Here is a 12,921-nt window from a genome sequence, read left to right as displayed (position 1 = left end):
ATTTAATAAAATATACACTTATTTGCCGAATAAGTGAATCTCTGTAAATGTTTTGTCAATAGAGAATGATTGATTGCCATTGGTATTTACATGGTTTAAATCAATTTCTACATTATCTACTTGTAAAGATGTAATTGTAAACGGTAAATTATGAAACACAAGATTAAACTTGGTATAACCTGCATTAAAGTCTCCTCGTTTATGTTGTTGTAAAATTAGTTCTTCTTTTTTTCCAGTGACTTTAAAAGTGCGTAAACTGAATCTTCCTTTTTTATAATCATACCCATCATGAGCATCATCATATAGTTTTGAAGATTCTTTACCTTCTTTGTAATAGATGTCTAATGTAATTTCGTCAAATTCTTTTTCACCAACATATTGTTGTACTGGATATTTAGGTATTACAGCACCTTCTTTAATAAACATTGGCATACTATCTAAATCTGCATCTACCCAATATTCTTTACCACCTTCAATAACTTCACCTGTCCAGAAATTATACCATTTCCCTTTAGGAATGTACATTCTTCTTCCTTTTGCATTTGGTTCTAAGATTGGGCAAACTAAAATCTGTTCTCCATAAACAAACTCATCACTTCTATAATGTGTTGCTGTATCTTCTTGATCGTATAACACTAATGATTTTAGGATTGGTGTTCCGTCTGTTAGATATTGCCAAAAAGCAGTGTATAAATAAGGTAGTAACTGGTATCTAATTTCTACAAATTTTCTAACAATGTCTGTTATTTCATCACCAAAAACCCATGGTTCTTGATCACCATGATCGCCAGAAGAGTGTACTCTGCAAAAGGCATGAAAAACACCTAGTTGAATCCATCTAGCAAACAACTCTCCTTGTGGTTGCTCTGCAAAACCTCCAATATCACTTCCTGCAAAAGAAAAGCCAGACATGGCCATTCTTTGGGCTTGGTTATTAGCAATAGCTAAGTGTTCCCAGGTTGCAACGTTATCTCCCATCCAAGTAGAAGTATAGCGTTGTGCGCCAGAATATGCAGATCTTGTTATAACAAAAGGCCTTTTTGGATAGGCGTACTTTTTTAAACCATGATAGGTTGCACGAGCCATTTGTGTGCCATAAATATTGTGTGCTTTTCTGTGAGAACAAGGATTACCATCGTAATCATGTCGCACATCGTTTGGAAACGATTTGTTAGGAACATCCATTACTGCAGGTTCGTTCATGTCGTTCCACACACCTTTTACACCAATATCTTCAATTAATTCCTTAAATAAACCAGACCACCATTCTCTAACTTCTGGTTTAGTATAATCTGGGAAATAACATTCTCCTGGCCATACTTTACCTTTCATGTAAGGTCCGTCTGCTCGTTTACAGAAATAATCTTTATCTAATCCTTCTTTGAAAACAGAATAATCTAAATCTATTTTAATACCTGGATCTATAATTACTACGGTTTTAAAGCCATCGTCTTCTAGTTCCTTTACCATTCTTTTTGGGTCTGGAAATAGTTTTTTGTCCCAAGTAAAACAACGAAAGCCATCCATGTAATCGATATCTAAATAGATAGCATCGCAAGGTATTTTTAAATCCCTAAAAGTTTTAGTAACTTCTTTAACGTTAGCTTCTGGATAATAACTCCATTTACATTGGTGAAAGCCTAAAGCCCATAAAGGCGGCAGTGTATGTGGCTTACCGGTTAAATCGGTATAGTTTTTAACAACATCTTCCATTTTTGGTCCGTAAATGAAATAATAATTCATTTCACCACCTTGAGCCCAAAAACTAGTTACATTTCTTCTTTCGTGTGCAAAGTCGAAATGTGTTTTAAAGGTGTTGTCAAAAAATATACCGTAAGATTTGTTATTTTGTATTGCTGTATAAAATGGAATGGCTTTGTAAATAGGATCTGTGTCTTTTCCAAAAGCGTAAGAATCCGTAGCCCAGTTTTGAAAACGTTTACCTTTTAAGTTAACATCTACAGGTTTATCGCCTAAGCCGTAAAAACTTTCAGCTTTTTGACAAGCTTTACTCATTTTTACAATATCTCCTCCGTATTCATAGCTTTCTTCCCAATGAAAACCAATTTCATCTTCATTAATTAGTTTGTTGTCTATAGCATCAAATAAGCTGACTTGCAAACTTAGTTTTTCAACCTTACAAATTAATTTTGAAGTGGTAATAGTATAGTGTGTTTCATCTTCGGTTACGTTTAAAAAACTGTAACCTCTACTTGCATGTATGGTAACTCCGTAAGAAAAGTCGTTTTCAAATTTACCAGTTGTACTGTATCTAAATCTAATAACACTATCTCTTACAACGGTTACTTGAAGTACAACGCCATTCTTTGTCGAAAAATGTAATGTATCTACATCTTTTTCGTAATTTATAATTTCTGAAGGAAATAAATTTCCTTTTTGTTCTAACTCTGTATTAACTATCATGAAATTGATGTTTAGGTATACAAAAAAACGCAAAAGTTATCACAATAAAAACAATATTAATGACGACTTACTAACGCAAACGATGTAATTGTATTATTCTTAAAATAAGGCTTTTATATTATGAATACTTTAGCGCAATCATTGCTAATGGAGGCAGTGTAAGCTCTATAGAATGCGTTCTAGATTGCCATTTTTTTGCTTCGGTAATTATTGTTTTGTTATTAAAATCTCCTGAACCAAAATACTGTTTGTCATCACTATTAAATATTTGTTTTAACGTACCTTTTTTAGGTAAACCAATGCGGTAGTTTTCTCTAGGTTGAGGTGTCATATTACAAACAATAATAAGGTTGTCTTTTGGCTTGTTTCCTTTTCTAATATATGCAAGAACAGAATTTTCTGCATCGTTATAATCTATCCATTCGAAACCATCTTGAGAAAATTGCTTTTGTGAAAGTGCGGGCTCTGTTTTGTATAATAGATTTAAGTCTCTAATTAGGTTTTTAATGCCTATATGAGGCTTGTATTCTAGTAAATGCCAATCTAAGCTTTCTTGAAAATTCCATTCTTCACTTTGCGCAAATTCGTTACCTTGAAATAATAATTTAGTTCCTGGATGTGTAAACATATAGCTATACATTACGCGTAAATTAGCAAATTTTTGCCATTCGTCTCCAGGCATTTTATTGAGAATAGACTTTTTACCATAAACGACCTCGTCATGACTTAACGGAAGCATAAAGTTTTCGGTAAAAGCATAGGTCATGCTAAAGGTTAAATCGTTTTGATGATGTTTTCTATAGACCGGTTCTTTTGCAAAATAATCTAAAGTATCGTGCATCCAGCCCATCATCCATTTCATCCCAAAACCTAAGCCTCCCAAAAATACAGGTTTAGAAACACCAGGGAAAGAAGTTGATTCTTCGGCAATGGTTTGTACATCTGGAAACGCACCGTAAATAGCTTCGTTTAGCTCTTTCATAAAAGCAATGGCATCTAAGTTTTCACGTCCGCCATAAATATTTGGTTCCCATTCGCCTTCATTTCTAGAGTAGTCTAAAAACAACATTGAAGCAACGGCGTCCACTCTTATAGCATCTGCATGGTATTGATCGAACCAATAAAAAGCATTACTAATTAAAAAAGATTTTACTTCGTTACGACCATAATTAAAGATTAAACTTTTCCAATCTGGGTGGTAGCCTTTGCGTTTATCTGGGTGTTCGTATAAACAAGTACCATCAAAAAAGCCAAGTCCGTGAGCATCTTCTGGAAAATGAGATGGTACCCAATCTAAAATGATTCCTATGTCGTTTTTGTGAAAAGCATCTACAAGTAATTTAAACTCCTCAGGATAACCAAATCTTGAGGTAGGAGCAAAGTAGCCTGTAATTTGGTAGCCCCAACTGGGATCGTAAGGGAATTCCATTATTGGCATAAACTCAACATGTGTAAAGTTCATTTCTTTTACATAATCTACCAATTGGTCTGCAAGTTCTACGTAGCTTAAAAAACGGTTTTCTTCAAGATGTTTTTTCCAAGAACCTAAGTGGACTTCGTATACAGAGTACGGCGCATCTAGAGCATTGTACTTTTTACGCTTTTTTAGCCATTTCGAGTCTTTCCATTTATAATTATCTTCCCAAACAATAGAAGCCGTTTTTGGCGGATGCTCGTTACGTTTAGCATATGGATCTGCCTTTTCTGTAACTATATTATTATGGTTGCTTTCTATTTTATATTTGTAGGTTGTTCCTTTTCCTAAATTAGGTATAAAACCTTCCCAAATACCACTTTCGTCCCAACGTACGTTAAGCTTGTGTTCGTTTCCTTTCCAAAAATTAAAATCTCCAATTACAGAAACTGATTTAGCACTTGGAGCCCAAACAGCAAAATAAGTACCTTCTTCTCCATTTATGGTTGTAATATGCGATCCAAACTTTTCGTAAAGTTTGTAGTGTTTTCCTGATTTAAATAAATTAACATCAAAATCTGTAAAAAGACTGTGTGGTATAACTTTAGCCATATTTTATATTACAAATCCTTTAGGGATTGTAGCACCTTTTTTAATAACAACAATACCTCCTTTTATAACGTAATTTTCTGTTTCAGTGTCTTCTAAATGAGTTCCTCCATTTATTCTTACATCGTCACCAATACGAACATTTTTATCGATAATGGTATTTTTAATAAAGCATCTTTCGCCAATACCAATTAGTATTTCGGTTTTAGCTTTGTTAATTTCTTCTAGCGTTTCGTATTTATCATTACCCATCATGTAAGTATTTATTACAGTGGATTCTTTACCAATTCTAGAACGAATACCAATTACCGATTTTTCAATCTTAGCTGCGTTAATCATACAGCCTTCAGCAATTACGGCTTTATCTAAAGCAGTACCATTAATTTTCGATGTTGGTAAAATACGTGCTCTAGTATATACACTTTTATGTTTATCGTATAAATTAAACTTAGGAATATCGTCTGTTAAGCCTAAATTGGCTTCAAAAAACGAGTCGATATTTCCAATGTCTGTCCAATAACCTTCAAATTGATAGCTTAAAGTTTTATGCTTGTCTATAGATTGAGGGATTATTTCTTTTCCAAAATCTATAGTATCAGGATTATCCATTAATTCGAATAATAATTTTCTATTAAAAATATAGATTCCCATAGAGGCCAAATGATTTTTGCCTTGATTTTGCATTTCTTCGCTTGTAGCGGAAGTCCAATCTGGTAATAAGCTGGCGTCTGGTTTCTCTATAAAAGATGTGACAACGTTTTTATCGTCTGTTTTTAATATTCCAAAAGAAGTAGCGTCTTTCTCATTTACAGGAATTGTAGCAATAGATATTTCTGCTTTAGCATCCATGTGTGCTTTAATCATATCATTAAAATCCATTTGATATAATTGATCGCCAGATAGAATTAATGCATATTCAAAATCATGTCTTTTAAAATGATGCATACTCTGTCTTACTGCATCTGCAGTCCCTTGAAACCAGCCTTTATTATCAGGAGTTTGCTCTGCAGCTAAAACATCTACAAAAGCGGAACTAAAAAAACTAAAATGATAAGTGTTTTTTATATGTCTGTTTAGGGAGGCAGAATTAAACTGTGTTAAAACAAATATGCGTTTTATATCCGAATTTATACAATTAGAAATGGGGATATCTACTAGTCTATATTTTCCTGCAATTGGAACAGCTGGTTTAGATCTGCTCTCTGTTAATGGATATAGCCTAGAGCCTTGGCCTCCTCCTAAAATGATACTTAAAACCTTGTCATTCACCATAGTTTAGTTGTTTAGAGATTTATATAATTCTATGTATTTTTTTGCTGAATTGTCCCACGAGTGATCTATATTCATTATTTGTGTTTTTGTTTTTTTGAAGCTCACTTCATCTTTATAAAAGGTAACTGCTCTTTTAATGGCTTTGCAAATATCTTCTACAGTTGTGTTTTTGTGTGTGAAGCCAAAACCATTGTTCTCAATGTCTATAATGGTATCTTTTAAACCTCCAATACTTCTAACTATGGGTATTGTTCCATAGCGCAGTGAGTACATTTGATTTAAACCGCAAGGTTCTACACGAGATGGCATTAATAGGAAGTCTGCTCCAGCGTATACGTTATGAGATAGTTTTTCATCATAACCAATATGTGTATTGTAGTTTCCTATATGTTTTGTTTTTAAAGCTTCTAATTCTGCTTCTGTTTCTTTGTTGCCAGATCCTAAAAGAAGTATTGAAATGTCATTGTCTTTTAATGCAAGATCAAAAGCCTGAGGAAACAAATCTGATCCTTTTTCATGCACAAGTCTACCAATAAATGCAAATAATGGTTTATTAATATTTAAATTAAAGGTGTCGCAAAGCCATTTTTTATTTGCTTTTTTACCAGCAACATTATTAGAAATAGAGTATTGTTTTGTAATAAAAGTATCAGTTTCTGTGTTCCAAACATTGGTGTCTATACCATTTAATATACCAACGCATTTTTTATATTCGTTACTTAATAAAGCTTCTAAGCCATTTGCTGCACTTTTTAATTCTTCCATATAACTTGGTGAAACAGTGGTTACTTTCCAAGCGCATTTTATGGCAGCAGCTAATGGGTTTATAGAGTTGTCCCAATCTAATAAACCAACATTTTTAAAATTAAATTCAGGGATTAAGTTTACTTTATCGTGAGAAAACCAACCTTGGTATTGTGCATTATGTATTGTGGTTACAACAGGAATATTATTTAAAGATTCGTATTTAAAACTTTCTTGAAGCATAAAAGGAATAAGACCTGTGTGGTGATCATGGCAATGTATGGTGTCTGGTTTTATTTTTAAAGTTAAAATCCAATCTAAGGCAGCAATTTGAAAAGCTAAAAAGCGATTAGAATCATCAAAAGAATATACGTAATCTTTAAATAATAGCTCTGGTATATCTATTAAGAATAAATCAAAGCCAAGTGAAAAATCTACTGGTTTTAAGATTCTGAAATTGAAAGTGTTTTCACCTAAAACAATAGTGTTTTCATATATGCTTTCAAATTCATGCTGCTGTGTAAAAGCAATATTGTAGTAAGGCATAATAACACTAGATTCTTCACCTAACATGTTTTGATATTTAGGAAGTGCTCCTACAACATCTGCAAGGCCACCAACTTTTGCTACTGGATAACATTCTGCACTAATGTGTATTATTTTCATGTAATTATTTTTAGCAGTTTCTAAAGTACTAATTTGTTTTGACTCTTTTTAATTGTACTAGTATTTTTATTGAAATATTAGCAATCAGTTATATGACTATATTTTATGTATTAAAATCAGCAATAAAATGAATATGTGACAAGTTCTTTTTATATCTTAATTTAAGATTAAAGATTTATTTAGTAACATGAATTTTAATTCTGATAGTTTGTAATAACTGTTGTGTAAAGACAATAATGTATTTGTAATTACGGGTTAGGATACTAACTTTTTGCCATGGAGATTTATAGTTTTGATTGTTAATTATTGAGTAGTAACTCTTTGTTTTGTTTTTGTTTCTCAAGGTTTTTGGGGTGTACTTGTCTGGTATTCAGTATTTTTATTTCGCTCTTTCCTTTTGTGAAACTTTTTGTTTAAAATTTGTATGCTACTTAAATATACTTATATTTGGTAAACCAATTTGGTAAACCAATTTTTTATGCTTAATCATTTTATAATGTAGTACATTGAAAAGCTTCTGCAGCTTAGCTTTCTGCTCATGTAATTTGTTATAATTTTAAAGGTTAGCATATTTTTTTAAACCAATTATATAACTTCTTTTTATGAAAAAAATAATTCTATTTTCTCTGTTAATATTATTTATCGCTTGTGATAAAAAGCCTTTAGGTATCAATGCTATTAAAGTTTCAGATGTTGAAGCATTAAATACAGCGATTAAGGATTCCAAACCTGGAGACCATATTATTTTAGCAAATGGTGTTTGGGAAGATGTTGAAATTAAATTTATTGGAGAAGGAACCGAAGACAGTCCAATAGTATTAAAAGCAGAAACAGAAGGTGAGGTTTTTATAGTAGGAGAGTCTAATCTAGAAATAAGCGGAAATTTTTTAAAAGTAAATGGTTTGTTTTTTAGAAATGGGCATTCGCCAACCGAAAACGTAATTGCATTTAGAACAAGTGAAAGCAAAGTAGCTAATAATAGTAGCGTTTCAAACTGTGTAATATTAGACTTTAATAATCTTGAACGTGACCAAGATAATCTTTGGGTGCAGTTTTATGGAAAGCATAATACATTAGATCACTGTTATATTGCCGGAAAAACAAATGGAGGACCAACAGTTAGAGTAGACTTAAAAGGGAATCAAAGTATTAAAAATTATCATCAAATTATAAATAATCATTTTGGACCTAGGCCAAGAAAAGGTGGTGCAAGAGGAGAAACAATTCAATTAGGTAGCAGTTTTACTTCTATGTCTCCTAGTAATACAACTATTGCAAATAACTTGTTTGAAGAGTGTAATGGAGAGGTGGAAATTATTTCGAGTAAAACGAACTTTAATATTATTAAAAACAATGTGTTTTATAAAAGTGAAGGTTCGGTAGTAACACGACATGGAAATTATTGTTTGGTGGATGGAAACTATTTTATTGGTGATGGTGTAAACGAGCAATATGGTGGAATTAGAATTGTCAATACAGGACATTGGGTTACAAACAACTTATTTTATAAATTAAAAGGAAAGAATTTTAGAAGCCCATTAGCAATAATGAACGGAATTCCTAAATCGCCATTAAACCGTTATAACCAGGTTACAGATGTTGTAGTTGCTTATAATACATATGTAGATTCTAGTTCGCCGTGGCAATTTGGTGTAGGAACAAACATTGCACAAGCTGATGTTTTGCCGAAATCTGAAATTCGTTCGGCAAGACCTTTAAGAACAGAGGTTGTAAATAATGTAATTTATAATTCTGTTGGAGATGCAAATCCTATTATTGAGCATGATAAGGCAGATGGTGTTGCTTTTAAAAGTAATGTTATTTATAATAACGGTGTAGAAATAGCAAATGCTCATGGATTAATTTCAAAAGAATTAAGCTTAACGGAAATAGGGAAAGATCTTTCTGTGCCAATTACAGGTTTCGATGATGTAGAGATCTATAAAGGATTCGATTTCGAAACAATTACTAATGATTTATTAGGGAATTCTAGAGAGCAGTCTAATAAAATTGGAGCAATATTAAGATCGGAAAATGTAAGTTTAGATCTTTTAGATAAAGAAAAATATGGAGCAACTTGGTTTTCTAATGAGGTTGAAGAGAAAGAAGAAGCAACTCATACCGTTGCTAACGCAGAAGAATTAGTAGCAAAACTAAATGCGGCAGAAAGTGGAGATGTTCTTAAGTTAAAAGAAGGTTCTTACGGTATTGCTCAATCATTAATTATTAATAAAACGATAACTATTGAATCTGAAGGAAGTGTTGAAATTATATATAATGGAGACAAAGAGACACCTGCTTTTCAATTGCATCCTTATGGAAAGTTAACATTAAATAAGATAAAATTAAAAGGAGCAGATACTCAGTATGCTTTTGCTAGTTTAAAAAACAATATGTCTAATCATTTTGGACTAAAAGTTTTAAATTCTGAAATCAGTAATTTCAACTACGCATTAAAAGTATATAAGCAGTCTTTTTCCGAAGAGATTACTTTTAAAAACACTACAATATTAAATTGTGAAAACGGAATAGAATTGTCTGAAGAAACAAATGACAGAGGAGATTATAATACAGAGTATTTAACTATCGATAATTGTACGTTTAATAGCGTAAAGCAAAATGTGGTAGATTATTATAGAGGTGGATACGATGAGTCTACAATTGGAGGAAACCTTTTAGTAACTAATAGTACATTTATTAATTGTGGTGCAAACGAGAAAAATAAAATCTTATTAAATCATAGAGGTATTGTAAACGTAAATATTACAAAAAATGCATTTAAAAATAACAAGGTGCAGTTTGTTTCTATTTTGTGGGGAGCTAAAAATAATATGGAGTCTGAGAATACTTTAATGAATTCAGGAAAAATTAAAACGGAAGAAAATTTAGTTATGAAACTAATGTATTAATTGTTTTTAGTTAAGTGAAAAGAAACCAAATTCAGTGCAATCGAAAACGTACATAATAAATAAAATAGTATGAAATTTAAATTAGCAATAGTTATTCTTTTAATGATTAGTTTTTCTTGCAAAGAAAAAGAGACTGCTGTTGCAGATAACATTAAGGAAGTCTCTACGTCTCAAGAGCACCCTAAATTAATTCTTACTGCTCAAGGTGTTAAAGATATTAGGGCGCAATTAGGAAATGTTCCTATTTTCGATAAAACGCTAGAAAAGGTTAAAGAAGAAATTGATGCTGAAATTGAGTTAGGAATAGAAACACCAATACCTCTAGATTATTCTGGAGGATACACACATGTGCGCCACAAACGTAACATGATTGTTTTGCAAAAAGCAGGTGTTTTGTATCAGATTTTAGATGACGAAAAGTATGCGAAATATGTAAAAGACATGTTAATGCAATACGAAGAAATGTACAAAACATTACCGTTGCATCCAAAAACAAGATCTTATGCTAGAGGTAAGTTATTTTGGCAATGTTTAAACGATTCTAACTGGTTGGTGTATGTAAGTCAAGCTTACGATTGTGTTTATAATTATTTGTCTGAAGCGGAACGTAAAAAACTAGAAGACAATTTATTTAAACCATTCGCAGATCATATTTCAGTAGATAGCCCACAGTTTTATCAAAGAGTCCATAACCATAGTACTTGGGGAAATGCAGCTGTTGGCATGATTGGTTTAGTAATGGACGATCAAGAATTAATAGATCGTGCTTTATATGGTATTAAAGATTTAAAATTAGATACTAAGGCGAAAGACGATGACGGAGGATTTTTAAATAAAGATGGGAAAGCTGGTTTCTTAGCAAACATAGAAGAGCCTTTTTCTCCTGATGGTTATTATAACGAAGGACCATACTATCAACGTTACGCTATGTATCCTTTTTTAATTTTTGCTGAAGGATTACATAACGTAAAACCAGAGTTAAAAATATTTGAATATAAAGACGGTGTTTTATTAAAATCTATAAATGCATTATTAAACTTATCTGATGCCGATGGAGATTTCTTTCCGCTTAACGATGGTCAAAAAGGAATGTCTTATTATACCAGTGCATTAGTTACTGCGGTAGATATTTCTTATCATTTTGGTGATCAAGATCCTGGTTTATTATCTATAGCATCAGCACAAGATCGTGTTTTACTAGACGATTCTGGTTTAGCAGTGGCGCTTGGTATTAAAAATGATAAGGCAGAGCAGTTCAGTAAAAAATCAATTAACCTTTCCGATGGACCAGAAGGAAAGCAAGGTGGTGTTGCTATATTAAGAAATGAGGATATTGAATTGGTTTTTAAATATGCTGCACAAGGTTCAAGTCATGGGCATTACGATAAATTATCTTATTCGTTATACGAAAAAGGTGATGAAGTTATTCAAGATTATGGTTTAGCCAGATTTGTAAATATAGAGCAAAAAGGCGGTGGAAATTATCTTAAGGAAAACAAAACCTGGGCAAAACAAACCATTGCACATAATACAGTAACGCAAAATGAAACTTCTCATTTTACTGGAAAGTATGAAATAGGAAGTCAGTATCATTCAGTTTTAAATTATTTTTCTTCAGAGAATGAAGCTGTGCAAGTAGCGAGTGCAAAAGAGGATAATGCATATCCGGGTACAGAGATGTTACGTACAATGGCAATTATAAAAGATGAAGATTTTGAAAAACCATACATGTTAGATATTATGAAGGTGACTTCAGATAAAGCAAATAAATATGATTTTCCTTATTACTTCTTAGGGCAAGTTGTGCAAACAAATTTTGATTATAAAGTGCCTAAGTCATTAACAACACTAGGAGACAAAAACGGATATCAACATTTATTTGTAGAAGGTACTGCCAAAGCTTCTAGTGATAACAGTAAATTATCATGGTTAAATGAGGGTAAGTTTTACACTTTAACATCTGTAACTAATACTAATGATGAATTGTTATTTACTAGAATTGGAGCTAACGATCCTGAATTTAATTTAAGACGCGAAGCTGCTTTTATGTTAAGACGTAAAAATACTAAAAACACACTTTTTGTTTCTGTAATAGAAGCTCATGGAAGTTATAGTCCAGTAACAGAATCTGCAATAAATTCAAATAGTACTATAAAAGAATTAAAAGTTGTTTTAGATGAAGAAAATTATACTGCAATTGAAATAACTAATGTAAATGGAAATGCAAAGTTATTTATAACTGTAAACGGAGGTGCTTCAAAAGAAACAAAACATAACGTAAAAATTAATGATAAGAATTACGAATGGTCGGGTTCTTACTATTTTAAATAAAAACAAATAGATTAAAAATTATGAAAAGATTTAGTGAAAAGTATGTTGTCGCAAAAGATATGCAATGGGAAGAGCTTGGTGGAGGAGTATCAAGAAAATTCTTAGGTTACGATAACCAAATCATGATGGTAAGCGTAAAGTTTGACAAAGGAGCATTAGGTGCACCACATCAGCATTTTCATACACAAGCGACCTACTGTGTTTCTGGTAAATTTGAATTTGAAATTGATGGAGAAAAGAAAATTGTAGAAGCAGGTGACGGTGTTTATATTGAGCCTAATTTATTACATAGTGCAGTTTGCTTAGAAGCGGGTCAGTTAATAGATACATTTAGTCCTGTGCGTGAAGATTTCTTAAGTGGGGATGCAGTATCTTATTTTGGAGATAAGTCTTAATTAAAATTGATTAAAAATTTCTGATAATAAAAGCTTATTTGTTTGATTGTTGAGATTTAGTATAAAGGTTGATTTTAAAATGAATATTTCAATAAATATCTTTAATGCTATGTATTAGGAGTTTATAAATAGAGTTGAAAATCGTTGTGTTTAAAAA

General features: G+C 31.8%; 7 protein-coding genes. 3 read left to right on the top strand and 4 right to left on the bottom strand.

Annotated elements, in window-relative coordinates:
- Nucleotides 1–18: 18 nt before the first annotated feature.
- From ASC41_RS03410 to ASC41_RS03395, 4 genes are all read right to left on the bottom strand, one after another.
- Nucleotides 19–2,424, bottom strand: coding sequence for a glycoside hydrolase family 31 protein (locus ASC41_RS03410; RefSeq protein ID WP_055435244.1), 2,406 nt, complete (start codon nucleotides 2,422–2,424; stop codon nucleotides 19–21).
- A gap of 118 nt (nucleotides 2,425–2,542) precedes the next feature.
- Nucleotides 2,543–4,450 carry a 1,4-alpha-glucan branching protein GlgB gene (gene glgB / locus ASC41_RS03405; protein ID WP_055435243.1) on the bottom strand — a complete coding sequence of 636 codons (1,908 nt, stop codon included), beginning with the start codon at nucleotides 4,448–4,450 and terminating at the stop codon, nucleotides 2,543–2,545.
- A gap of 3 nt (nucleotides 4,451–4,453) precedes the next feature.
- Entirely contained in the window at nucleotides 4,454–5,719 is a 1,266-nt protein-coding gene (locus ASC41_RS03400; protein WP_055435242.1) for a glucose-1-phosphate adenylyltransferase, read from the bottom strand.
- Between the two features lie 3 nt (nucleotides 5,720–5,722).
- On the bottom strand, nucleotides 5,723–7,129 hold the full coding sequence (locus tag ASC41_RS03395; protein WP_055435241.1) for a glycogen synthase: 1,407 nt from the start codon (nucleotides 7,127–7,129) through the stop codon (nucleotides 5,723–5,725).
- Between the two features lie 602 nt (nucleotides 7,130–7,731).
- On the opposite strand from ASC41_RS03395, the gene ASC41_RS03390 reads away from it, so the two are divergent.
- The 3 genes from ASC41_RS03390 (at nucleotide 7,732) to ASC41_RS03380 (ending at nucleotide 12,764) form a co-directional block, all read left to right on the top strand.
- Nucleotides 7,732–10,038: a chondroitinase-B domain-containing protein gene (locus ASC41_RS03390; RefSeq protein WP_055435240.1), complete on the top strand. Its 2,307-nt coding sequence runs from the start codon at nucleotides 7,732–7,734 to the stop codon at nucleotides 10,036–10,038.
- 69 nt (nucleotides 10,039–10,107) lie between these two features.
- Entirely contained in the window at nucleotides 10,108–12,369 is a 2,262-nt protein-coding gene (locus tag ASC41_RS03385; RefSeq protein ID WP_055435239.1) for an alginate lyase family protein, read from the top strand.
- A gap of 20 nt (nucleotides 12,370–12,389) precedes the next feature.
- Nucleotides 12,390–12,764, top strand: coding sequence for a cupin domain-containing protein (locus tag ASC41_RS03380; RefSeq protein ID WP_055435238.1), 375 nt, complete (start codon nucleotides 12,390–12,392; stop codon nucleotides 12,762–12,764).
- The last annotated feature ends 157 nt before the right edge of the window (nucleotides 12,765–12,921 follow it).

Source organism: Lacinutrix algicola (genome assembly GCF_001418085.1).
In the GTDB taxonomy this organism is placed as follows: Bacteria; Bacteroidota; Bacteroidia; order Flavobacteriales; family Flavobacteriaceae; genus Lacinutrix; species Lacinutrix algicola.
This window is presented reverse-complemented; position numbering and strand designations above follow the sequence as displayed.